This window comes from Streptomyces sp. NPDC025638, from assembly GCF_055558775.1.
The window spans coordinates 538,339-561,327 of the sequence record NZ_JBVHLX010000003.1 but is presented as its reverse complement, the minus strand read 5'-3'; the positions used below and the strand labels follow the sequence as shown (position 1 = coordinate 561,327).

Genomic DNA, 22,989 nt, shown 5'->3' with positions numbered 1-22,989 from the left:
CTGCGCCCTCTCCGGTGACTCAGGCCACTTCATCGGCCGAGATCGCCCACCGCCGGGCCGCCGCACGACAACGGGCGGGGGCCCGGTTCCTGGTCGGTGAACCGGGCCCCCGTGTGCCGGGTGCCGTTCTCAGCCGCGGTCGAAGTCGCCCGCGAGCGCCGAGGCGATCCGCAGGTGCTGCTCCGCCTCCTCGTGCCGCGCCTGCCGCTGGAGCGTGCGGCCCAGCATCAGCCGGGCGTAGTGCTCCACCGGGTCGCGCTCGACGATGACGCGCAACTCGGCCTCGGCGCGCCGCAGTTGGGCCGAGTGGTAGTAGGCGCGGGCCAGCAGCAGCCGGGGTCCGGTCTGCTCCGGCGCCTCCTCGACCAGCCCGGTCAGGACGCGTGCCGCTCCCGCGTAGTCCTTGGCGTCGAAGAACTGCCGCGCGCGCTCCCAGCGCTCCGCCGCGGTTCCGTGGTCGTAGTACGTCGTGTCCACCTGGGTCTCCACTCGTGACCTCCTTCGAGGACGACAACGGAACCAAGTGGTTCAATATTCCACTACTTATGCGGGGTGGCCAGCTCCGCGTTGGCCCGCTCCGTGACCAGCGTCAGCACCCGGCCGGCGACGGACAGGTCCTCCTCCGGGATGCCGTCGTAGATCCGGGCGGCGGCCGCCGCGGTCTCGGCGGAGCCCTTGGCGTACAACTCCCGCCCGGCGTCCGTGATCCGCATACGGGACGGCTCCTCCTCGGTCAGCAACCCCGCGGTGATCAGCTCGTCGAGCGTGACGTGCACATCGGACGCCTCGACCTTCACGGCGCCGGTGACGCCGTCGATGAGTGCGTCGCGCTCGACCGGGCCGTCCGCCACGGCAGCCAGGCGCAGGGTGATGAACTGCTGGAACGTGACGTCGTAGGCGGAAAGGATGCGTTCCAGGACGGCGCGCGATGCGTAGTGGGCCAGGGCGACGACGCGGCCGCCGACGACGGGTGTGCTGATGGTCATGACTGCTCCGTCTCGTTGTCGGACGTGCTGAACGGGTCGAGTGGTGCGTCGAGCAGGGTTGCCAGGTCCCGGGTGAACTCGCGGGTCCGCGGGCTGTCGAGCCCGCCGAGCGGTTCCAGCAGTTGCTTCAGGAGTCCGTGGACGACATCGATCGCCCGCCGGGTGGTCTCGCGGCCCTCCTCGGTGAGCGCCAGCTGTACGGCACGGGGGTCGTGCGGATCCCTGGTGCGTTCCACGAGGCCGGCCGACTCCAGGCTGCGGGCCAGCTTGGACACGTACAGGGCCTCCAGGCCGGTGTGGTCGGCGAGGCGGCGCTGGCTGGGCCGCAGTCCGGAGCGCTGCATGCCGTACAGGGACGCGACGAGCGAGTACTGCGCGTGGGTGAGTCCGAGCGGAGCCACCGCGCGGTCGACCGCGACCCGCCACTTCATCGACAGTCGCCACACCAGGAAGCCGGGCGTGGCTCCTGCGGAACCGTTGCTCATGGCAGATACGATACATGGCTACTATGTCCATGGCTACTATTTGCGACGTCTGAACGGTTCAGGGCGACCGCACCACGGTCCCGGAGGCTTGCTAGCGCGTGCGGCCTCGCGGCTTCAAGGGCGTCGGCGGCAGGCTGGGCGCCGCCAGCGGAGCGCCGTCGTACCCCTTGACCTCACCGAAGCGAGAGCCCGTCGTCCAATCCGCGCGGGCCTGCTCGATCTCCGCCTGGGTACGCCCGACGAAGTTCCACCACATGACCAGCTCTTCCTCGAACGGCTCGCCGCCGAGCAGCATCAGTCCCGCGTCCGACTCGGCACGCAGGGGCAGTTCGGTGCGTCCGCAGCCGAGGTAGAGCATCGAGCCCGGCAGTACGGGCACCCCGTCGACGCGTACCTCGCCGGACATCGCCAGGACGCCGTACTCGAAGTCGGGGTCGAGGGGCAGCCGGACGTCGGCGCCGTGGCCGAGCGCGAGGTCGGCGCCGACGATCGGTGTGTACGCCGTACCGGGCGAGGCCGCGCCGTCGAGGGCGCCCAGGACGACCGTTGCCGTGAGGCCGGGGGCGGTGACCGTGGGCAGGTCGGGGTGGTGCTCGAAGCGGGGGTCGGTGTCGCGGTGCGCGTCGGGCAGCGCGACCCACAGCTGTGCGCCGTGCAGGAAGCGGGCGTGCGGCCGCGGGCTCTCCTCGGAGTGGCTGATGGCCCGGCCCGAGGTCATCAGCCCGAGCTCCTTCGGCCTGATCGTCTGCAGGCTGCCGGTCGAGTCGCGGTGCAGCACCTCGCCCTCGTGCAGCCAGCTCACCGTCTGCAGCCCCATGTGCGGATGCGGCGGGACCTGCATGCCCGGCTCGTCGGCGATGTCGTCCGGGCCGTAGTGGTCGACGAAGCACCAGGCGCCGATCATGCGGCGTCCCAGATTGGGCAGCAGCCGCCGTACCTCGGTCGACTCGCCCAGCCGGACCTGACGAGGGCTCAGCAGCTCCCGGACGGGTTCCGCGACGACGAACCCCCGGCCGCCGCACACAGTGGGCACCGCATGACGGTCAAGATTGCTCATGCCGCACAACCTAGCCCCGGCGTGGCCTCACCGGCAGACCAACGCCTCGGTACGGCCGCCCGTTCGGCCGGTCGCGGAGCCGCCGAGGCCGCCCCGGCGGCCCGTGGCCATGCCGTCGTGGTCCTCGCCCGGCACGCGTGTCTCACTTGGGCGGCAGGCCCGCCGCGAAGCCGTGTCCCTCGTCGATCCACTCGCCCAGTACCGCGTCGTCGGTCAGGGCCGGGCCGGCGACCAGGATCCAGCCGCGCATCGGGCGGCCGGACCGGTCGAAGAGGCGGGCACCCGGGCGGGCCAGGGCCGCATCCGTGGCGTCGGGGTCGATGCGCACGATCAGGTCGTCACCGCTCACGCCCACGGCCATGTTGCCGCGGCACAGGAAGCCGGTCCCGCCGAACATCCGCTTCTCCACGATGTCCGGATCCCCGCCCAGCCGCTCCCGGATGCACTGGGCCAGTCCTTCGTCGTACGCCATGAGGAGCCTCGCTTCCGGCCGGGCCCCCGTGGATGCCGTCACACCGGCCTGTCGTGACTCCAGGATCCGCGATCGGCGGCGCCGAGGCGGCGAGCCATAGGCAATCGCCGAGGCAGTCGCTGTCCGGCATTGGAAGATCTATGGGGCGCGGACCATACTCGGACGGGTGGACAGCTCCTCCCTCGACCTGAACCTGCTGCGCACCTTCCTGGCCGTGTACCGGTCGGGGTCCTTCACCGGTGCCGGGCAGTTGCTGGGGCTGTCGCAGCCCACGGTGACCACCCAGATGCGCACCCTGGAGCGGCAGGCCGGGCGGGAGCTGTTCGAACGGCTGCCCAGGGGCGTCGCGCCCACGGCCATCGCCGACGAACTGGCGGCGCGGATCGCCGCACCGCTCGACGAACTCGCCGCCGTGGCCGGCCCGCACCCCGTGCCGGGCGGCCGCACCGACCCCGTCCATCTGGCCGGGCCCGCGGAGTTCCTGTGCATCAGTGTGCTGCCCGCCCTGGCACCGCTGGTGGCGGAGGGCGTACGGCTGCGCGTGGCGACGGGGCTCACGGATCCGCTGCTGGACGAACTGCGCGCGGGCCGCCACGACCTGGTGATCTCCACGACCCGTCCGCGCGGCCGCACCCTGAGCGCGGTCCCGCTCGCGGACGAGGAGTTCGTGCTGGTCGCCGCCCCCGTGTGGGCCGAGCGGCTGAAGCGGCAACTGGCCGTCGAGGGCCCCGCCGTGCTGCACCCGGTGCCCCTGATCACCTACGCCGAGGACCTTCCGATCGCCCGCCGCTACTGGCGCCATGTCTTCGGCCGGCGGCTCTCCTGCCCCGCCGCCGTGACCGTGCCCGATCTGCGCGGTGTCCTGGCCGCGGTGACCGCGGGCGCGGGCTTCACCGTGCTGCCCCGCTACCTCTGCCTCGACCAGCTGGCCTCCGGCGCCCTCGTACCGCTCCACGAGCCCGACGATCCGCCGATCAACACGGCCTTCCTGGTCCAGCGCCCCGGCCGGTCCGAGAACGCCGACGTGGCCCGCGTCCGAGACCACCTGCTGCACATCGCGCGGTCCTGGTAGCGGCGGCCGTCAGCGGAGCCACTCCGACGCCAGGACCGACCAGATCTCCTCGTCGTGCCGCTTCCCCCGATAGAGGTAACTCTCCCGCAGGACACCGTCCTTGCTCATCCCGAGCCGACGGGCCACGGCGATGCTCGGCTCGTTCTCCGGGGACACCCACCACTCGATACGGTGGATTCCGCGTTCCCTGACCGCCCAGTCGATGAGCACGCGCGCGGCACGGGTCACCAGCCCCCTGCCCACCGCCGACGGCTCCAGCCAGCAGCCCGCCTCGGCGATTCCCTGCCCGACGTCCAGCCTGCGCAGCACGACCGCGCCGACCAGTCCGCCGTCCACCCGGATCCCGGCGATCCGCCCGGTGTCCGACGCGGCCTTGTCCGCGTACGCGCGCAGGAACGCCCGGCTCGACTCCAGGTCCGTGACGACGTCCGGCAGCCCGTTGAACCGGCCGATGAACTCGCGCCCCCGGTCCACATGGGCCAGGAACTCCCCGGCCCGACCCGGTTCGAGGGGGCAGAGTTCGGCGCCGTCGTCGCCCAGGGATGTCGCGTACATCGTCACCTTCGTGCCACGGGACGGGACATCTGGTACGCCAGCCTACGGTCGGCGTCCTCCCCGATGGCGGTGAGGATCTCGTCCAGCCGCAGGAACTCCTCCCAGTGCGGCCGCCCGCAGGCCCGGGAGAGCCGTGCCACGACCAGGTCCTCCAGGGCGGGGACGCGCTTGTTCTTCCAGACCTTGTCGGCCAGGCTCACCAGCAGGTCCTCCACGCCGACCCCCGGGGCGTCCCAGGACGCGTGCGTACCGGCGAACCGGGCCAGTGCCGCGTCGACGCCGTGCGCCAGCAGGAGTTCACGTCCGGCCTCCTCGTGCCGCGCGCCGGGGCCGGTGAGTTCGCCGGGATGCAGGGTCTTGCCGATGTCATGGGTGGCGGCCCCGAAGAGCACCGCGTCCCGGTCGAACTCCAGGGCCGGGCAGTGTTCTTGGGCCCAGTCGGCCAGCCGGGCCGCGACATCGTGCACCGCCCGGAGGTGGGCGACCAGCCGGGGCGGGGCATCAAGTCGGTGCAGCAGTTCGGCGGCGCTCTGTGGAAGCGGTCTCAGTGGCGGGTCCCAGGTTTCGTCCACGGCGATCGAGAGCACGTTCGTGAGGGTCACCGTGCCAGAGTAGTCACCGGCGCGAGCCGGACCGGGGCGGCTTACGGAGGGCATCCATGCATACAGTGCACACGGCGTTTCTCCTGGGGACGGGAGTCTTCTGGACCATCGCCTACGTGCTGCTGATCCGGACCGGAGTGCGGGAGCGGACGTTCGGCATGCCGGTCGTGGCGTTCGCCACCAACATCAGCTGGGAGTTCATGTTCGCCTTAGTGCGGCCGCCGTCCGGTCTCGGGCATGTCATCAACATCGTGTGGTTCTGCTTCGACGTGGCCGTCGGCTACACCGTCGTCCGCTTCGGCCGGGCCGAATTCCCCTATCTGCCCGACCGGTTGTTCCTGCCCGCGCTGGGCGCGCTGCTGCTCCTCGCCTATCCGGGCATGAACTACGTCTCGGAGGAGTTCGACGCGGGCGACGGCGTTCTCACCGCGTTCGGCAGCAACCTGGCGATGTCCGGGATGTTCCTGGCGATGCTGGCCGCGCGCCGTGGGACGCGCGGCCAGTCCATGGGCATCGCGCTGGCCAAACTCCTGGGAACCGCCTGTGCCTCCCTGACGATGCTCACCGACCCCGACGGGGACCCGCGCTACGACAACGCCCTGATGTACTACCTCTACCTCGGCTGCCTCGTCGTCGACCTCGCCTATGTCTACGCCGTGTTCGCCGTACGCCGTGCCGAAGGCGCCGCCGTTGCGGGTGAGTTGGCCGCGCCGGGTGCCGTCCCGCGCTGACGCGCCCTCATGTCCGCTCCAGCCGCCACTGCTGCGAGGCCGCATCACCGGCCGTCCGCTGCACCACCGCCGCGCCGTTGGCGGTGCCGTCGACGTCCAGGGCCTTGCCGCTGTTGCGGTTGACGAGACGCTGGTAGCCGCCGCCCATCGCCTGGAGCGTCCACTGCTGGGCGGCGGTGCCGTTGTGCGCCCGCTGGTTCAGGGCCGTGCCGTCCGCGGTGGAGGAGCGCGGCACCTCCAGCACCTTGCCGCTGTTGAGGCCGGTCAGCTTGGTGAGTCCGCCCGAAGTGGTAGCGATCCAGCGCTGGTTGGCGCCGGAGTGCGGGGTCCACGTGATCACCGCGCCACCGTCCGCCGTCGATGCGCCGCTCACGTCCATCGCCCGCCCGGTCGCCCGGTTGACCAGCCGGAAGGTGCCGGTCGGCGCGGGTGCGGCGACCCGGTTGGCGCCGCGCAGCACATTGCCCTCGGTGGTCAGGTAGTTGGTGGTGTAGTCGAAGCGCGGCGCACCGGACCACAGCAGATAGAAGTACTTCATGTTCTCCGAGAACCAGTACCCCGGTGTCAGATCCCCCTTGGTCGTCGGGGTCGTCGTCATGTCCGACACGATCGTGTAGCCGTTCGCGACCTTGCAGTGGCTCTTCTGCGCGTTCCAGAGCCACTTGGCGCGGTCCCGGTAGACCTCCTTGCCGGTCAACAGCCACAGGAACAGCGCGGAGTCCACGTACTCCGGGCGCAGCTGGTACTGCGGCCTGGTCGCCGAGAGCGTCGAGTAGTCGATCTGCTCCGGCGGCAGCCGGAACGACCCCAGCGCCGCCGCCCACGAGGAGTGGTAGGACTCGCCCTCGCTCAGGTTGCCGCCCTGGGCGAGCAACCCGGCGTAGAACGCGCTGAGTTCGGACTGTCTCCGGTTGGTCAGCGCCCCGCTGTTCATGTTCACGGACCTGAACCAGAGCCGCCCCTCGTAGGGCTCCCCGAGCCGTTGCAGGACGGCCGAGGTCAGGGTCTGGTACCAGCCGCGGATCTCGGTGTCGCCGAGGAACTGGTAGGCGTCCCACAGATACTCGAAGTAGGAGTCCACGGGCGGGTCCACCCGGGCGGTGGCGTCGGTCCAGGCGCCGGTGTCGACGTTGAGCGTCGTCCCGACCAGGTTCAGCGAGGAGCGCCGGTCGTACGGTGCCTTCAGCGCCTTCTTGGCCGCGTCGAAGTACTTCTGGTCGCCGGTCAGCCTGGACAGCCACCCCAGTTCGGTGATGTTGCTGCCGATCTCGGCGAGCGGCACCTGGTTGCCGCTGACCGCGCCCGTGCGCAGATTGACGTACCGGTACGGCGCCCCGGTCGGCGACGACGTGAACGCCGGCAGCAGCCGGTCGGCCAGATCGCGGGCCTTGGTCAGCAGGATTGTGTCGCCGGTGCAGTGGTAGCCGGAGAGGAGGCCGCCGACCAGTCGGATGATCGTCTCGAATACCTGCACGCTGGCGTTGCGGTCGAAGTCCAGGTTCCCGCTGATCCAGGAGACGGCCGTGGCGAGTTCGCCGTCCAGTTCCATCAGATACAGCGTGTCCAGCGACTCCACGACGGTCAGCCCCAGAGGCACCCCGCTGATGAAGAACTCGGAGCCGGTGCCGGACACCGGGCGCAGCTCGTCGCGGCCCCAGGTCAGCCGCCGGTAGGCGGTCCAGGAGGTGAGGAACTCCTGGCGCACGTCCTCGGCGAGAGCGGGGTCGGCCGGTCCGGGCGCGGCCGCCGCGGCGGCTGTTCCGGGTCCGCCGAGCGCGGCAAGGGCGGCCGCGGCCCCGGCTGCCGTGCGCAGCAGGGAGCGGCGCGTGAGCCGGGCGCCCGGCGGTCCGACCGGGAAGCTGCTGGTGGGGGGTGTTGTCATGAGAGGCCTCCGTCCGGGGCGTTGACAACGTTGTCTCGGTAGGGTTCCTGGCTCAGCATGCGGGGATGACACGGGATTTTTGGTGAACGGACCGCGCGTCGCGGGGAGTCGGGCGTACGTGCGCGGGTCGGCCGAGCGGTGGGGCGGCGCGCGGACAGCCGGATCTGGGGTGAATCAGATATGAATTGCATGGCCATGTCAATGCGCGCACGAAATGAAATTCGACGCCCCGGGAGCCCCGTCGCACTCCGCCGTTCCCCGAATGGCGGTGCCGAGTTGACGGGCAGACGATGGAGTGGTGGGGCACGGCCGCCGTCCGAGCGCCCGGTGCCGCCCGGGGCCGCCGGGAGACGGAGACCTGCCCCGGCCGTGGTGAGCGGCCGGAAGGGAGGACACCGTCATGTTGGAAGTGAAGACGGTCGACAAGCCTGACGAGCGGCGCGACTTCCCCCGCGGCCATCTCGAAGCGGTCCATCTGACCGGACTCGACTTCGCCGTGGCCACGTTCGAGCCGGGCTGGCGCTGGTCGGAGTCCGTGGGCCCGATCGTGGCCACCGAGACCTGCCAGATCCACCACAACGGCTATGTGGTCCAAGGGCGGATGCATCTGCGCATGGACGACGGCGGCGAGGGCGAGGTCGGCCCCGGCGACGTCTTCGTGTGCCCGCCCGGCCACGACGCCTGGGTCGTGGGCGACGAACAGTGCGTGGTGTACGACTTCGCGGGCGCCATGGCACAGGACTACGCGAAGGCTCCGGGGACCTGAGCGGATCCCGATGTGCCCCGCGGTGCAAGCCGCGCCGCGGGGCACCGGCATGGACGGGCCGGCCCGTCACACCGTGACGACGACCTTCCCCCGGGCGTGCACGTCCTCCAGGTACCGGATGGCCTCGGGCGCCTCGGCGAGCGCGTACGTCCGGTCGATCACCGGGGCCAGCTTCCCGGAGTCGGCCAGCTCCCGCAGCTCCGCCAGCGCCGCCTTGCTGGGCGCCGGGCCGATGAGCGGGCGCAGCCGCTGGCGTACGAAGGGGGAGAGCACGAGCCCCTTGAGAATGAGGACGGGGGCCCCGAGGAACTGCCCCGGGCCGCCCCCGCTGCCGAGGACCAGCGTCCCGGTGGGCGTCAGGGCGCGCCGGAGGCCAAAGATGCCGTGGCTCGCCGCGAGGTCGAGGACGACGTCGTACCGTCGCCCGCCGCGTGTGAAGTCCTCGCGCGTGTAGTCGACGACGTGGTCCGCGCCCAGCGAGCGGACCAGCTCGGCGTTGCGCGCGCTGCACACGCCGGTCACCTCTGTGCCGAGCGCCTTGGCGAGCTGCACGGCGAACGTGCCGACCCCGCCGGAGGCGCCGTTGACCAGCACATGCTGGCCCGGCCGCACCCCTGCCACGTCACGCAGTCCGCGCAGGGCGGTGTTCCCGGCCAGCGGCAGGGTCGCGGCCTGCTCGAAGGTGAGGGCGGCGGGCTTGCGCTCCACCCAGGCGTCCGGGACGCACACATACTCCGCGAAGGTGCCGTCGACCTCGCCGAACACCTCGTCGCCCGGCCGGAGATCCGCTACGTTCCGGCCGACCGCCGCCACCTCGCCCGCGAAGTCCCGGCCCCGGATCCGGGCACGGGGCGCGCGTGGCCCCAGTGCCAGCCGGGCCACGTACGGGTCACCGCGCATCAGGTGCCAGTCGTACGCGTTCAGCCCGGCGGCCCGCACCCGCACCAGCACCTCGTCGTCGCCGGGCACGGGCCTGTCCACGTCCCTGAGCTCCAGCACGTCCGGTGAGCCGTACCGGTCCTGGACGACCGCCTTCATGTCATCGCCCCCTTGCCGCGTACCAGCAGGTTAGGGGCAGGCCCGCCGGCTGGGCATCGGGGAAGTGCCGTAGTCCCGGGGGAGGAGGAGCGCGGGTGCGTGTAAGGGGCCGGGTGCCCTCAGGCCTCGTGGGCGACGATCCCCTCCTCGGCGTACGCGATTGCCTGCGCGTGTCCGAACAGGCCGGGCAGGCCGCCGGTGTGCACGAACACGGTCCGCTTGCCGGGCCGGATGCCGTCAGGCCTCGTAGGTGACGATTCCTTCCTCGGCGTAGGCGATTGCCTGCGCGTGTCCGAACAGGCCGGGCAGGCCGCCGGTGTGCACGAACACGGTCCGCTTGCCGGGCCGGATGTCGCCGTCCCGGACGGCGGCGGTCAGCCCGGCCAGGGCCCGGCTCGTGTAGACGGGGTCGAGGACGAGTCCCTCGGTGCGGGCGGCGAGCCGGAGTGCCTCGGCCGCGGGGGCGGTGAGCGTTGCGTACCCGTCGCCCACCTGGTCGCGTCGTACCCGCAGCCGGTCCGGGGTGACCGCCTCCGTGGTGAGCGGCGCCGCGAACTCCGTGACGGCGGCGGCCGGGTCGGGCAGCGCGCCCACGTCGACCCCCAGCACCGTCTCCGTCCCGAGTGAGGCGACGAGTCCCGCCATGGTGCCGCCGGATCCGAGCGCGACGACCACGGTCCGCGGGTCCGGGACCTGTCGGCGCAGTTCCTCGCCGCACCGCACATAGCCGCGCGCCCCCAGCGCGCTCGACCCGCCGAACGGGACGAGCGCGGGCCGGGAGCCGTTCTTCCGCAGCCGTTCGCACACCTCCGCGGCCCTCGCGTCCAGGCCCGCCCGGTCGACGTCACCCGCCCAGACCAGCCGCGCCCCGAACAACCCGTCGAGCGCGAGGTTCCCGGAGCGCGACACACCCGGTGTGCCGCGCAGCACCAGGACGACGTCCAGGCCCAGCCGGGCGCCCGCGGCCGCCGTCAGCCGGGCATGGTTGCTCTGCGGCGCGCCGGTGGTCACCAGTGTGTCGGCCCCTTCCGCGAGCGCCGCGCCCAGCGTCCACTCCAGCTTGCGGATCTTGTTGCCGCCACCGCCGAGACCGGTCAGGTCGTCACGCTTGATCCACAGGTCGTCCGGGCCGAGCCCGAGCGCGGCGGCCAGCCGGGGCGCCGGTTCCACGGGAGTGGGGAAGGTGCCGAGTTCCACGGGCGGGTGGGTCATGTCGTACGTCCTCGTGTGCGGGCGGATGTGCCGCAAGTCGACCACACATCGGGCCCGGCCGCCTCACACCGGCAGCAGCCTCGTGACCAGCCCGCCGAGCTGCCGCGCCGTACGGCACTCGTGCATCTCCACCAGCTCCGCGTAGGCGGGCGCGGCGGAGTCGCCGGTGCCCCACTGGGAGCGCTGCTCGGGGTTCAACCAGTAGACGCGGCGGGCCCGTTCGGCGATACGGCGGACCGCGGGCAGATTCGGGTCGCTCATGTTCGTACGGGCGTCACCGAGGACGAACACCGTCGTGCGCGGGCCGACCGCGTCGCCGTAGCGCTCCGCGAACTCGCCCAGGGCCACGCCGTAGTCGCTGCTGCCGTGCCAGCCGGTGAGCGTCGCCTCCGCCCGGATGCGGGCGCTCAGGCCCTCGGGGTCGGCCCTGCCGTGGTCGAGCAGGTCGGTCACCTCGTCGATCCGGTTGACGAACGCGAACACCCGCACCTTGCTGAACTGGTCGTGCAGCGCCTGCACCAGCAGCATCGTGAAGGCGGATCTTGTTGCCGCCACCGCCGAGACCGGTCAGGTCGTCACGCTTGATCCACAGGTCGTCCGGGCCGAGCCCGAGCGCGGCGGCCAGCCGGGGCGCCGGTTCCACGGGAGTGGGGAAGGTGCCGAGTTCCACGGGCGGGTGGGTCATGTCGTACGTCCTCGTGTGCGGGCGGATGTGCCGCAAGTCGACCACACATCGGGCCCGGCCGCCTCACACCGGCAGCAGCCTCGTGACCAGCCCGCCGAGCTGCCGCGCCGTACGGCACTCGTGCATCTCCACCAGCTCCGCGTAGGCGGGCGCGGCGGAGTCGCCGGTGCCCCACTGGGAGCGCTGCTCGGGGTTCAACCAGTAGACGCGGCGGGCCCGTTCGGCGATACGGCGGACCGCGGGCAGATTCGGGTCGCTCATGTTCGTACGGGCGTCACCGAGGACGAACACCGTCGTGCGCGGGCCGACCGCGTCGCCGTAGCGCTCCGCGAACTCGCCCAGGGCCACGCCGTAGTCGCTGCTGCCGTGCCAGCCGGTGAGCGTCGCCTCCGCCCGGATGCGGGCGCTCAGGCCCTCGGGGTCGGCCCTGCCGTGGTCGAGCAGGTCGGTCACCTCGTCGATCCGGTTGACGAACGCGAACACCCGCACCTTGCTGAACTGGTCGTGCAGCGCCTGCACCAGCAGCATCGTGAAGTCGGAGAAGCCCGACACCGAGCCCGACACATCGCACAGCAGGACCAGTTCGGGCCGGACCGGACGGCGCCTGCGCAGCACCGGCCGCATCGGCACGCCGCCCGTCGACAGCGACCCGCGCAGCGTGCGGCGCAGATCGATCGTGCCGCGCGCGGCCCGGCGGCGCCGGGCGGCCAGCCGGGTGGCCAGTTTACGGGCGATCGGCTGAACGGTCCTGCGCAGTTCGGCCAGTTGGTCCCGCCCGGCGAACAGGAAGTCCACCCGGTCGGCGGTCGGGCGCACCGCCCGCCGGGCGATCATGTCCCGGTCCCGCCGCTCGGCGACCCGCCGCCGCGCCTCGGCCGCGACCATCGCGCGGAACGTCTCGATACGGCGCCGGATCTCGTCGTCGAGCAGCCGGTCGGCGAAGCCCGTGCCCCCGTCCCGCCGCCGGACGTCCGTCCGCACCCGGGCCAGCAGCGTCTGCGGGCGGAGCCGGTCGAGGGTCTGGTACGACGACCAGCCGTCCGACTCCGGTGAACTCCCGTATCCGCCCAGCCCGTCGACGGCCTCCGCCGCCAGCCGCGCCATCATGTCCCGGTCGTCGGCCGCCAGCGCCGCCGCGAGCCGGTCGCGCAACTCCTCCCGGTCCGTGGTCCGCGTGCCGGGCGCGCCGACGCGCCGCGGGAAGTAGAGGTCGAAGACCGGGTCGAACACGGCCCGCTGTCCCGTCCCGTGCAACAGCGTCGCCGCCAGGCCCTCCCGCAGCAGCTCCCGGTCGGCGAACCCGAGCGCCTCCACCGCGCGGGCCGCGTCCACGGTCTCACCGGTGCCGACCCGCACGCCGTGCGCGCGCAACGCCCCGACCAGGCCCGTCAGCCGCTCGGTGACACCGACGGGGGTGCTCACAGGTTGTCCAGGTCCAGCTTGGCCGCCGCCTTGAGGACGTCGTCCTGGTGCTTGAGGATCACGCCCAGGCTGTCCCGTACGACGGTCTCGTCGAGCGTGTCGGCGCCCAGCGCCAGCAGGGTGCGCGCCCAGTCGATCGTCTCGGCGACCGACGGCACCTTCCGCAGGTCCATCGCGCGCAGCGCGCCGATCACCCGCACCACGGACTCGGCCAGCGCCTCGCCGAGGCCGGGCACCTTCAGCCGTACGATCCGCCGCTCCAGCTCCTCGTCCGGGAAGCCGATGTGCAGGAACAGACAGCGCCGGCGCAGGGCCTCGGACAGCTCACGGCTGGCGTTGGAGGTGAGCACGACGAAGGGGCGGCGGGTGGCCGCTATGGTGCCCAGCTCGGGGACGGTCACCTGGAAGTCGCTGAGCACCTCCAGGAGCAGCCCCTCCACCTCGACGTCGGCCTTGTCGGTCTCGTCGATCAGCAGCACCTTGGGGTCGTCGCCGCGGATGGCGGTCAGCAGCGGACGCGCGAGCAGGAACTCCTCGCTGAAGATGTCCGTGCGCGTCTCGTCCCAGGTCTCGTCGCGGCCGGCGGTGATCCGCAGCAGCTGCTTGGCGTGGTTCCACTCGTACAGCGCGCGGGACTCGTCGACGCCCTCGTAGCACTGCAGCCGTACCAGCCGGGCGTCCGCGACCTGGGCGACGGCCTTGGCCAGCTCCGTCTTGCCGACCCCGGCGGGGCCCTCCACCAGCAGCGGCTTGCCCAGCCGGTCGGCCAGGAAGACGGTCGTGGCGACCGCGGGCGACGCCAGATAGCCGGTCTCGGCGAGGCGTGCGGAGACGTCGTCTACGGAAGTGAACAACGGGGCCTCCGGCTGGTTCGGGTTCGGTGTCCAGGTCTCTATCTAAGCGCTTGTTCAGCGCGCCTGTCACGTGGGTACCGCGGTGGTGACCGCTCCGTGACGACGGTGACCGTACTGGTGCCGTGGCCGCCTTCCCGCCGGGCGGCGGTGCGGGTACAGGTTGTCCATGACGAGCAACGGGGGCTGCCGCCGAACGTGGTGGCGGAGATTACGCGACGCGGTGCTGGGCGCCCGCACCGACACGAAGGCCGACGGACTGGCCAACCTGGTGGAACCGGGCCGCGAGGCGGCGTACGAGCGGTTCATCGCCGCCTATCCCGGCCAGCACATGAACCTCCAGCTGATCCACGGCGAGGCACAGCGGTCGTTCGAGTACGAGACCCGGCAGTCGCTGCGGATCACGGTCGGCTGTGTCCTGGGCAATGTGCTGCACGACCCGCGACTGGCATCCGGGGAGTGCGACAGGCATCTGAAGGAGTATCTGGGCAAGGAGATCGCGGGCCTGCGGGCCCGGATCGACCAGGACTGCGCGCTCGCCGTGAGCCGTGGCATCAACGTCGGACTCAGCCTCGGCGCGCTGATCAGCGTGGTACTGCTGAGCGCGCCGCTCGTGGTGGGGGCCGTGGGGCTGCTCGACGTCCTGCGCGTGGACATCGGGTGCAGCGACCGGTGGAGCCTGATGGGCGCCTTCGTGTGCGGCGGGGTGGGCGCGTTCGGCGCGGTGCTCAGCGTGCTGGTGCGGCTGCGCAGGAACGGGGAGGCGCTCGTCCGCCGCCGCACCAACGGCGACCGGGGCACCGTGGCCCCGGGACAGCTGGCGCGCGGCATGCGCCACGAGGGCGTGTACCGGGTCTTCGTCGGCTGGATCCTGGCCCTGGCGGTGTACTTCCTGCTCAACGCGGACATCGTGCAGGTGATCGACACGCCCGCGAGCACCGGCGAGATCTGCGCCGCCCACGCGGACGGGGCGGGCACCGCGTTCTGGGGCTTCTGGTGTGCGGTCGGCTTCCTGGCCGGATTCAACGAGCGCTGGGCCTTCGGCCTGCTGGACCGCTCCCGGACCGACCGCAGTGACCAGCCCCCGCGCCAGGCGCCGACCACCGACACCAGCGGCAGCTGACCCCGCGCCGGAACCGGGGCCGACGGCCGGGGCTCCGGCGTCAGTTCACCAGCACGACCTCCAGGGTCCGCGGCCCGTGCACTCCCTCCACCCGGTCCAGCTCGATGTCGCTGGTCGCCGACGGGCCGGAGATCCAGGTCAACGGGCGGGCCGGAGCCAGGCGTTCGAGGGCCTGCGGGACGGCGGAGACGACCTGCCCGGGGACGCGGACCACGCAGATGTGGTGGTCGGGGACCAGGGTGATCCGGCGGCGCCCCTGGTCGGGGCCGCCGTCCAGCACGAGGGTGCCCGTCTCGGCGATCGCCACCGCGCACGCTGTGACCACGCTGTCGACCCGGTCGAGTTCCTGTGGGGTGCTGTCCGGGCGGTCGGCGACCCGCGCGACCTCCGTGGCCGCCAGCCAGCTCTCGTCCAGCCCGGCCGGCACGAGCACCGAGGCCGACTCCCGCGCCGCCAGCAACCCGGCGATCACCGACGGGAGTTCGGCGGCCGTACAGCGGTGCACGATCGCCCGGTAGTCCGCCAGGTTCTCCGCGAGCAGGTCCACCGTCTGAGCGACGGTGCGCTCGCCGTGCTCGCGCAGATAGTCCCGGGGGACGGCCTGCTCGTACGGCGTGTCGTCGCGCGGGACGTCCGCGAGCGCGCGCTCCACCCGGCCCAGGATGCGTTCCCTGCTGCTCACTTGGCGGCCCCCTTGTCGCCGTTCTCGCCGTTCTCGCCGCTCGTGCGCTTCCACCAGTCACGGAAGGGCTCGGGAGGCACGGCCGGCAGGTCGCGGGTGCCGGTCCACGCCCGGCCGGGGCCCGGGAGCGTACGGGGATGGAGGCGCCGGGTGCGGGAGGCGAGCCGCTGGCCGGTGCGCAGGGCGCCCGGGTGGGTGAAGGCCCAGCGCGCCGCGCGCATGGCGGCCCGCTCGGCGGCATGCCCCTTCGCGGGTTGCAGCACCACCTTGTTGCCCTCCCGGATCACCTGCCCGCCCTCCACGACCCGCTCGCGCAGATGCACCAGCACCTCAGGGATGTCGATGGCCACCGGGCACACCTCGTAGCAGGCCCCGCAGAGCGAGGAGGCATAGGGGAGGGAGGCGTCGATCTCGCTTGCCGTGCCCCGGAGCTGGGGGCTGAGGATGGCGCCGATCGGGCCGGGATAGACCGAGCCGTACGCATGCCCGCCCGCCCGCTCGTACACCGGGCACACATTGAGACACGCCGAGCAGCGGATGCAGCGCAGCGCCTGGCGGCCGACCTGGTCGGCGAGCGTGTCGGTGCGGCCGTTGTCGAGCAGGACCAGATGGAAGGTGCTGGGGCCGTCCTCGTCCGTGGTGCCGGTCCACATGCTCGTGTACGGGTTCATGCGCTCGGCCGTGGAGGAGCGGGGGAGGGTCTGCAGGAACACCTCCAGGTCCCGCCAGGACGGCACAATCTTCTCGATGCCCACGACGGAGATCAGGGTCTCGGGCAGGGTCAGGCACATCCGGCCGTTGCCCTCCGACTCGACCACGACCAGTGTGCCGGTCTCGGCGACCATGAAGTTGGCGCCGGAGATGCCGACCTTGGCGCGCAGGAACTTCTCCCGCAGATGGAGGCGGGCGGCCTCGGCCAGTTCGGCGGGCGTGTCGGTCAGGCCCTCGGGGGCCGGGCGGCCCCACTTGCCCATCTCGGCGCGGAAGATGTCCCGGATCTCGCCCCGGTTGCGATGGATCGCCGGGACCAGAATGTGCGAGGGCCGGTCCTTGCCCAACTGCACGATCAGCTCGGCGAGGTCGGTCTCGTAGGCGCGGATGCCCTCCGCCTCCAGCGCCTCGTTGAGCCCGATCTCCTGTGTCGCCATCGACTTGACCTTGACGACCTCCGACTCGCCGGTCTCCTTGACCAGTCGAGCCACGATCCGGTTGGCCTCGTCGGCGTCCACGGCCCAGTGGACGGTGCCGCCGGCCGCCGTCACCGACTCCTCCAACTGCTCCAGGTAGCGGTCGAGGTGACGGAGCGTATGGTCCTTGATCCGCCTGCCGGCCTCCCGCAGCGCCGACCAGTCGGACACCTCCGCCACCGCCTTCGACCGCTTGGCGCGGATGGTGTGGGTGGCGTGCCGCAGATTGCCGCGCAGGGTCTGATTGTGCACGGCCTCTCGCGCGGCCTCGGGAAAGGCCGGATAGTTGGGTGGGGGAAACGCAGGGTGGGTGGGTGGGGGAAGTGCAGGGTGGGTGGGTGGGGGAAACGCAGGCATCCCTACGAACGTTCCGCTCATCCGGCCGGCTCCTCCTCCGTGCTCGCCAGGATCTCCGCGATGTGCACCGGCCGCAGATCGGCCCCGAGCCGGGTCATGGTGCCGCCGATGTGCATCAGACAGGAGTTGTCGGCCGCGCACAGCACCTCCGCGCCCGTCGACACGGCGTTGCGCACCTTGTCGGCGCCCATCGCCGCCGAGACGTCGGAGTTCTTCACCGCGAAGGTCCCGCCGAATCCGCAGCACTCCTCGGCCCCGGGCAACTCGACCAACTCCAGCCCTTTCACGGCCCGCAGCAGTCGCCGCGGCCGGTCACCGAGCCCCAGACTCCGCAGCCCGTGGCAGGTCGGGTGGTATGTCACCCGGTGCGGGTAGTACGCCCCGACCTCCGTCACCCCCAGCACGTCCACCAGGAACTCCGTGAGCTCGTACGTCTTGGGGACCACCGGCGCCAGGGTGGCCGCGAGCGAGTCCCCGCGCCCCTCCGCCCGCGCCCGTACACCCATCCGCGGATACAGCTCCCGCACCATTGCCCCGCACGAGCCGGACGGCGTGACGATCGCCTCGTACTCCCCGAAGACATCGGAGAAATGCCGGGCGAGCGGCTCCGCCTGATGCCGGTAACCGGTGTTGTAGTGCGCCTGCCCGCAACAGGTCTGCGCCATCGGGAAGTCGATGTCGACGCCCAGTCTGGTCAGCAGTTTCACCACCGCGCGGCCGGTGTCCGGATAGAGCGTGTCGTTGACGCAGGTCAGGAACAGGGCGACACGCATCGCGGCTCCTTGGGGTCGATCATCGGATGAGTGCAGGGTAATGGGCGGGGGCGGGCGGGGGGAGACCCCGGCTCACCGCGCGGCGAGTCGGGCCTCGGCCTCCCGCCAGCGCGCCGCCGTGCCCAGCGGCTCGTACCGGGTGAGCGGCTGGGTGCGGGCGACCAGCCGGCGCAGGTCGGTGTGATCGCCGGACAGACCGTGGGCGCGCGCCTGGACCAGGACGTTGCCGAAAGCCGCGGCCTCCGCCGGGCCCGCCACGACCGGCAGCCCGCAGGCGTCGGCGGTGAGTTGGCACAGCAGCGCGTTGCGGGTGCCGCCGCCGACCACGTGCACGACGTCCACCGGATGGCCGGCCAGCCGCTGGGCGTCCTGGACGGCCCGGCGATGGGCCAGGGCGAGGGAGTCGAGGATGCACCGTGTGACCTCGCCGGGGGTGAGCGGCACCGGCTGCCCGGTCGTCCGGCAGGCCTCGGCGATCCGCTCCGGCATCCGACCGGGCGCCAGGAACGCCGGGTCCCCCGCGTCCACGACCGACCGCAGCGCCGGAACCTCGGCCGCCGCGCGCAGCAGCCCGCCGAGATCCGGATCGTCCCAGGCCCGTACGCACTCCTGCAGCAGCCACAGCCCCATGATGTTGCGCAGATACCGGACCGTGCCGTCCAGCCCCAGCTCGTTGGTGAAGTTGGCGACGCGACTCTCCTCGGTGAGCACCGGCGCGTCCAGCTCGAGGCCCGCCAGGGACCAGGTGCCGGTGCAGATGTAGGCGAAGCGCTCACCGACGGCCGGGACCGCGGCCACCGCCGACGCGGTGTCGTGCGAGCCGACCGCCGTCACCGGCACGGGACCGGCGAGCCCCGTCTCCTCCAGCACCTCGGCCCGCAGCACACCCGCCGGGTCGCCCGGCTGCCGCAGCGGCGCGAAGAGGCCGAGGTCGATGCCCAGGCGGGCGGCGACGTCGTACGACCACTGGCGCGTGCGGGGATCGATGAGCTGGGTGGTGGAGGCGTTGGTGAGCTCCGTGCCCTGCTCGCCCGTCAGCCAGTAGGCGACGAGGTCGGGGATGAGCAACAGGCGCTCGGCATGGGCGAGTTGCCGGGTCCGGCGGGCCGCCGTCAGCTGGTACAGAGTGTTGATGGGCGCGTACTGCAGTCCGGTCGCCGCGTACAGCTCGGGGGCGGGCACGGTCGCCCACACCTTCTCCGCGGCGCCCTCGGTGCGGGCGTCCCGGTAGTGCACGGGGTTGCCGAGCAGGGCTCCGTCGGCGTCGAGCAGCCCGTAGTCCACACCCCACCCGTCGATACCGACGGAATCCACCTGCCCGGCCGCCCCCAGCCCCTCCAACACCCCGGCGTACAGCGCGAGGACGTCCCAGCGCAGCCCCTCCGGCACCCGGACGGGCCGGTTGGGGAAGCGATGTGCCTCGGCCAGCTCCAGGCTGTCGGGGCCGACACGGCCGACCATCACACGCCCGCTCGAGGCACCGAGGTCGACCGCCGCGTACGACTTCACGGCGGCGCTCACCGCAGGAACGCGGCCGCCACACCCGCGTCGACCGGGACGTGCAGCCCTGTGGTGTGCGTCAGGTCCCCGCCCGTGAGCGCGAACACGGCGTTCGCGACATGCTCCGGCAGCACCTCCCGCTTGAGGATGGTCCGCTGCGCGTAGAACTCGCCCAGCTTCTCCTCCTCGACCCCGTACACCGCCGCCCGCTGTGCGCCCCAGCCACCGGCGAAGATCCCGGAGCCGCGCACCACACCGTCCGGGTTGACGCCGTTGACCCGGATCCCATGATCACCCAACTCGGCTGCCAGCAAACGGACTTGATGGGCCTGGTCGGCCTTGGTGGCGGAGTAGGCGATGTTGTTCGGCCCGGCGAAGACGGCGTTCTTCGAGGCGATGTAGACGATGTCACCGCCCAGCCCCTGCGCGATCATCACCCGGGCCGCCTCCCGCGACACCAGGAACGAACCGCGGGCCATGATGTCGTGCTGGAGGTCCCAGTCCTCGGCCGAGGTCTCCAGCAGCGGCTTGGAGATGGAGATCCCCGCGTTGTTGACCACGAGGTCGACCCCGCCGAAGGCGAGCAGCGCCGCCTTGAAGGCCGCGGCGATCTGCGCCTCGTCCGTCACGTCCACGGTCACCGCCACGGCCTTGTCCGGCCCGCCCAGCTCCTCGGCGACCTTCCCGGCGTTGTCCGCGTCGAGGTCGGCGACGACGACACAGGCCCCCTCGGCGACCAGCCGGTGCGCGATCGCCCTCCCGATCCCGCTGCCCGCGCCCGTCACCAGCGCCACCCGGGTCGCCAGGGCCTTCGGCCTCGGCATCCGCCGGAGCTTGGCCTCCTCCAGTGCCCAGTACTCGATGCGGAACTTCTCCGACTCCTCGATCGGCGCGTACGTCGACACCGCCTCGGCACCGCGCATCACATGGAGCGCGTTGACGTAGAACTCGCCGGCCACGCGTGCCGTCTGCCTGTCCTTGCCGAAGCTGAACATCCCCACGCCGGGGACCAGCACGATCGCCGGGTCGGCGCCGCGCATGGCGGGGGAGCCGGGAAGGGCGTGCCGCCGGTAGTAGGCCGCGTATTCCTCGCGGTACTCGGCGTGCAGTTCCGTCAGCCGCGCGACGGCTTCCTGCACCGGCACGGTCGGCGGCAGGTCCAGGACGAGGGGCCGTACCTTCGTCCGCAGGAAGTGGTCGGGGCACGACGTACCCAGCGCGGCGAGCCGTGGGTGCTCGCTCCGGGCCAGGAAGTCGAGGACGGCGTCGGAGTCGTCGAAGTGCCCGACCTGCGCCCGGTCCTGGGAGGCGACGGCACGCACATACGGCGCGAGCTCGGCCGCCCGCTCCCGCCGCTCACCCTCGGACAGCGCCTCGTACCCGTCGATCACGGGCCCGAACGGCTCCGCCTTCCCGCGCTCGGCGAGGAAGGCCTCGGCGGTACGGATGATGTGCAGCGAGTTCCGCTCGCACTCCTCGGAGCTGTCGCCCCACGCGGTGATCCCGTGCCCGCCGAGGACGCACCCGACGGCCTGCGGGTTGGCCTCCTTGATCGCGGCGATGTCCAGCCCGAGCTGGAACCCGGGCCGCCGCCACGGCACCCACACCACGGTGTCGCCGAAGCACTCGACGGTCAGCTTCTCCCCGTCCGCGGCACAAGCGAGCGCGATGCCGGAGTCGGGGTGCAGATGGTCCACGTGCGGGGCGTCCACCAGCCCGTGCATGGCGGTGTCGATGGACGGAGCCGCTCCGCCCTTCCCGTGCAGGCAGTAGTCGAACGCGGCGACCATCTCGTCCTCGCGCTCGACGCCCGGGTAGACGTCCGCAAGCGCCCGAAGCCGATCGAGCCGCAACACGGCGAGCCCGCCCTCGGTGAGTGTTCCGAGATCGCCCCCGGACCCCTTCACCCACATCAGCTCGACGTCCCCGCCGGTCACGGGATCGATGTCGGTGCCTTTGGCGGACGCGTTGCCGCCGGCGTAGTTGGTATTGCGCGGATCGGCGCCGAGCCGATGGGAACGGGCGAGAAGAGCGGCGGCTTCGGGGTGGGGTGCCATGAACCTTCAGTCCTTTGCAGAAGAGAGTGGTGAAGTGCCCCTCAGGGGCGCGGGGCTGTATCAATGTGCGGCTCCGCCGCGTGGGCGCGATCAACCACATACGACCCGCAGTCCGCAGACAACGGAACCCGGCAGACGCTCATGCCCCCCAACCGGCCTGCCGACCACCAACCCGCTCAGCAACAATCCGCTCGGCCCACCCGGACAGGGCATACGCACCGACGGGATCGCGATCCAGCCCCATCTCTTCCCGTACGTCACCCAACAACGGCCGCACATCCGTGTTGTACGCGTCCATCAACACCGCGTTGGCCCCCAGCACATCACCGGAGGCCTGCGCCTCGGCCAACGCCAACCGGTCGACCAGCAAAGCCTTGGCGGTAGCCTCTTGCACATTCATCACGGAACGGATGAGCGCCGGAATCTTCGCCTCGACGTTGTGACACTGATCGAGCATGAACGCGACCTCCGGCCCGAACCCACCCCCACGCACCACCTCGTACATGATCCGGAACAGCTGGAACGGATCCGCCGCCCCCACCATCAGGTCGTCGTCCGCGTAGAACCGCGAATTGAAGTCGAACCCCCCGAGCTTCCCCTCCCGCAGCAGCGTGGCGACGATGAACTCGATGTTGGTCCCCGGCGCATGGTGCCCCGTGTCCACCACGACCTGCGCCTTGGGCCCGAGCTTCAGACAGTGGGCGTACGCCGTACCCCAGTCCGGGACGTCCGTCGTATAGAACGCGGGCTCGAAGAGCTTGTACTCCAGCAGCATCCGCTGCCCCTCGCCGAGCCGCTCGTACACCTCGGCCAGCCCCTCGGCCAGCCGATCCTGCCGTGCCCGTACGTCGTCCTGCCCCGGATAGTTCGTACCGTCCGCGAACCACAGCTTCAGGTCCTTCGACCCGGTCGCGTCCATGATGTCGACGCATTCCAGCAGATGATCGACGGCTTTGCGCCGCACGGCGGCATCCGGATGGCAGATGCTGCCGAGCCGGTAGTCGTCGTCCTGGAAGGTGTTGGAGTTGATCGCGCCGAGCTTCAGGCCGCGCTCCTCCGCGAACTTCGCCAGCGCGGCGTAGTCCTCCACTGTGTCCCACGGAATGTGCAGGGCGACGGTCGGCGCAATGCCGGTGAGCGCATGCACCCGCGCCGCGTCCTCCAGCTTCTCCCATGGATTGCGTGGCACGCCCTGCTGGGCGAACACCTTGAAGCGGGTCCCCGAGTTCCCGTACGCCCACGAGGGCGTCTCGATGGCCTGGGTCTTCAGCGCGGCCTTCACGGCGGCGAGGTCGGTCACTTCAGGGCTCCTGTGGTGTCGGTCGGAACGACTGAGCGTGTGAAACGATTCAGAACCGCAAGCTATGAGCCCTCCCGAGGGGTGTCAAGCCATCCGGCCGTCCGTGTTTTCCGTGGCTCGTCCGCGACCTTCGGCTATCGAAATATTTTCGACAGGACCCATTGACGCGACCTGGCTGCCGTGCCTAACGTCCC

General features: G+C 71.6%; 22 protein-coding genes and 2 pseudogenes. 4 read left to right on the top strand and 20 right to left on the bottom strand.

The genetic code is table 11. The annotated features are described in order from the left end of the window. Positions 1-129: 129 nt before the first annotated feature. From ACZ4EG_RS10575 to ACZ4EG_RS10555, 5 genes are all read right to left on the bottom strand, one after another. Positions 130-477: a tetratricopeptide repeat protein gene (locus ACZ4EG_RS10575; RefSeq protein WP_467790424.1), complete on the bottom strand. Its 348-nt coding sequence runs from the start codon at positions 475-477 to the stop codon at positions 130-132. A gap of 62 nt (positions 478-539) precedes the next feature. Beyond that, positions 540-986: a MarR family transcriptional regulator gene (locus ACZ4EG_RS10570; protein WP_467790338.1), complete on the bottom strand. Its 447-nt coding sequence runs from the start codon at positions 984-986 to the stop codon at positions 540-542. Next, the gene (locus ACZ4EG_RS10565) at positions 983-1,471 is read right to left on the bottom strand and encodes a MarR family winged helix-turn-helix transcriptional regulator (protein ID WP_453545865.1); all 489 of its coding nucleotides are present in this window, start codon (positions 1,469-1,471) and stop codon (positions 983-985) included. The genes ACZ4EG_RS10570 and ACZ4EG_RS10565 overlap by 4 nt, the downstream gene beginning before the upstream one ends. A 91-nt stretch (positions 1,472-1,562) precedes the next feature. Next, entirely contained in the window at positions 1,563-2,528 is a 966-nt protein-coding gene (locus tag ACZ4EG_RS10560) for a pirin family protein (RefSeq protein WP_453545867.1), read from the bottom strand. A gap of 142 nt (positions 2,529-2,670) precedes the next feature. Next, positions 2,671-3,000 carry a TfoX/Sxy family protein gene (locus tag ACZ4EG_RS10555; RefSeq protein ID WP_467790337.1) on the bottom strand — a complete coding sequence of 110 codons (330 nt, stop codon included), beginning with the start codon at positions 2,998-3,000 and terminating at the stop codon, positions 2,671-2,673. Positions 3,001-3,166: 166 nt separating this feature from the next. On the opposite strand from ACZ4EG_RS10555, the gene ACZ4EG_RS10550 reads away from it, so the two are divergent. Beyond that, positions 3,167-4,072: a LysR family transcriptional regulator gene (locus ACZ4EG_RS10550; RefSeq protein WP_467790336.1), complete on the top strand. Its 906-nt coding sequence runs from the start codon at positions 3,167-3,169 to the stop codon at positions 4,070-4,072. Positions 4,073-4,081: 9 nt separating this feature from the next. Here the strand turns inward: ACZ4EG_RS10550 and ACZ4EG_RS10545 are convergent, their stop codons facing one another. Beyond that, positions 4,082-4,627, bottom strand: coding sequence for a GNAT family N-acetyltransferase (locus tag ACZ4EG_RS10545; protein WP_467790335.1), 546 nt, complete (start codon positions 4,625-4,627; stop codon positions 4,082-4,084). 2 nt (positions 4,628-4,629) lie between these two features. Continuing rightward, positions 4,630-5,229: an HD domain-containing protein gene (locus ACZ4EG_RS10540; protein ID WP_467790334.1), complete on the bottom strand. Its 600-nt coding sequence runs from the start codon at positions 5,227-5,229 to the stop codon at positions 4,630-4,632. Positions 5,230-5,285: 56 nt separating this feature from the next. Between ACZ4EG_RS10540 and ACZ4EG_RS10535 the strand changes: the two genes are divergently transcribed. Beyond that, positions 5,286-5,960, top strand: coding sequence for a transmembrane-type terpene cyclase (locus ACZ4EG_RS10535; RefSeq protein WP_467790333.1), 675 nt, complete (start codon positions 5,286-5,288; stop codon positions 5,958-5,960). Positions 5,961-5,967: 7 nt separating this feature from the next. Here the strand turns inward: ACZ4EG_RS10535 and ACZ4EG_RS10530 are convergent, their stop codons facing one another. Then, entirely contained in the window at positions 5,968-7,842 is a 1,875-nt protein-coding gene (locus ACZ4EG_RS10530) for a glycoside hydrolase family 47 protein (RefSeq protein ID WP_467790332.1), read from the bottom strand. Between the two features lie 400 nt (positions 7,843-8,242). Between ACZ4EG_RS10530 and ACZ4EG_RS10525 the strand changes: the two genes are divergently transcribed. Beyond that, the gene (locus ACZ4EG_RS10525; RefSeq protein ID WP_453545883.1) at positions 8,243-8,608 is read left to right on the top strand and encodes a cupin domain-containing protein; all 366 of its coding nucleotides are present in this window, start codon (positions 8,243-8,245) and stop codon (positions 8,606-8,608) included. 66 nt (positions 8,609-8,674) lie between these two features. Here ACZ4EG_RS10525 and ACZ4EG_RS10520 read toward each other — a convergent pair whose 3' ends face one another. From ACZ4EG_RS10520 to ACZ4EG_RS10495, 6 genes and pseudogenes are all read right to left on the bottom strand, one after another. Continuing rightward, the gene (locus ACZ4EG_RS10520) at positions 8,675-9,646 is read right to left on the bottom strand and encodes an NAD(P)-dependent alcohol dehydrogenase (protein WP_467790331.1); all 972 of its coding nucleotides are present in this window, start codon (positions 9,644-9,646) and stop codon (positions 8,675-8,677) included. A 237-nt stretch (positions 9,647-9,883) separates the two neighbouring features. Then, positions 9,884-10,858: a D-cysteine desulfhydrase family protein gene (locus ACZ4EG_RS10515; RefSeq protein ID WP_453545888.1), complete on the bottom strand. Its 975-nt coding sequence runs from the start codon at positions 10,856-10,858 to the stop codon at positions 9,884-9,886. A 63-nt stretch (positions 10,859-10,921) separates the two neighbouring features. After that, positions 10,922-11,398 (bottom strand): annotated as a pseudogene (locus tag ACZ4EG_RS10510) (VWA domain-containing protein); the annotation flags it as partial. Then, positions 11,364-11,543: pseudogene (locus ACZ4EG_RS10505) on the bottom strand (D-cysteine desulfhydrase family protein); the annotation flags it as partial. The pseudogenes ACZ4EG_RS10505 and ACZ4EG_RS10510, both read right to left, overlap by 35 nt. 63 nt (positions 11,544-11,606) lie before the next feature. Then, the gene (locus ACZ4EG_RS10500) at positions 11,607-12,965 is read right to left on the bottom strand and encodes a vWA domain-containing protein (RefSeq protein ID WP_467790330.1); all 1,359 of its coding nucleotides are present in this window, start codon (positions 12,963-12,965) and stop codon (positions 11,607-11,609) included. Beyond that, on the bottom strand, positions 12,962-13,819 hold the full coding sequence (locus ACZ4EG_RS10495; RefSeq protein WP_263215019.1) for an AAA family ATPase: 858 nt from the start codon (positions 13,817-13,819) through the stop codon (positions 12,962-12,964). Before ACZ4EG_RS10495 ends, ACZ4EG_RS10500 begins: the two co-directional genes overlap by 4 nt. A 166-nt stretch (positions 13,820-13,985) precedes the next feature. Here ACZ4EG_RS10495 and ACZ4EG_RS10490 point away from each other — a divergent pair, with 166 nt between their 5' ends. Further along, positions 13,986-14,939 carry a hypothetical protein gene (locus ACZ4EG_RS10490; protein WP_467790329.1) on the top strand — a complete coding sequence of 318 codons (954 nt, stop codon included), beginning with the start codon at positions 13,986-13,988 and terminating at the stop codon, positions 14,937-14,939. A 40-nt stretch (positions 14,940-14,979) separates the two neighbouring features. Here ACZ4EG_RS10490 and ACZ4EG_RS10485 read toward each other — a convergent pair whose 3' ends face one another. The 6 genes from ACZ4EG_RS10485 to rhaI all read right to left on the bottom strand — a co-directional run bounded on the left by ACZ4EG_RS10485 (position 14,980) and on the right by rhaI (position 22,795). After that, positions 14,980-15,621 carry a LutC/YkgG family protein gene (locus tag ACZ4EG_RS10485; protein ID WP_467790328.1) on the bottom strand — a complete coding sequence of 214 codons (642 nt, stop codon included), beginning with the start codon at positions 15,619-15,621 and terminating at the stop codon, positions 14,980-14,982. Next, entirely contained in the window at positions 15,618-17,186 is a 1,569-nt protein-coding gene (locus ACZ4EG_RS10480; RefSeq protein ID WP_467790327.1) for a LutB/LldF family L-lactate oxidation iron-sulfur protein, read from the bottom strand. Before ACZ4EG_RS10480 ends, ACZ4EG_RS10485 begins: the two co-directional genes overlap by 4 nt. Next, positions 17,183-17,938: a (Fe-S)-binding protein gene (locus tag ACZ4EG_RS10475; RefSeq protein WP_467790326.1), complete on the bottom strand. Its 756-nt coding sequence runs from the start codon at positions 17,936-17,938 to the stop codon at positions 17,183-17,185. Before ACZ4EG_RS10475 ends, ACZ4EG_RS10480 begins: the two co-directional genes overlap by 4 nt. A gap of 72 nt (positions 17,939-18,010) precedes the next feature. Continuing rightward, complete coding sequence (locus tag ACZ4EG_RS10470) at positions 18,011-19,459, bottom strand: rhamnulokinase (protein ID WP_467790325.1); 1,449 nt, start codon at positions 19,457-19,459, stop codon at positions 18,011-18,013. Next, positions 19,456-21,495 carry a bifunctional aldolase/short-chain dehydrogenase gene (locus ACZ4EG_RS10465; protein ID WP_467790324.1) on the bottom strand — a complete coding sequence of 680 codons (2,040 nt, stop codon included), beginning with the start codon at positions 21,493-21,495 and terminating at the stop codon, positions 19,456-19,458. The genes ACZ4EG_RS10470 and ACZ4EG_RS10465 overlap by 4 nt, the downstream gene beginning before the upstream one ends. A 139-nt stretch (positions 21,496-21,634) precedes the next feature. Continuing rightward, entirely contained in the window at positions 21,635-22,795 is a 1,161-nt protein-coding gene (gene rhaI / locus ACZ4EG_RS10460) for an L-rhamnose isomerase (protein ID WP_467790323.1), read from the bottom strand. Positions 22,796-22,989: the final 194 nt, after the last annotated feature.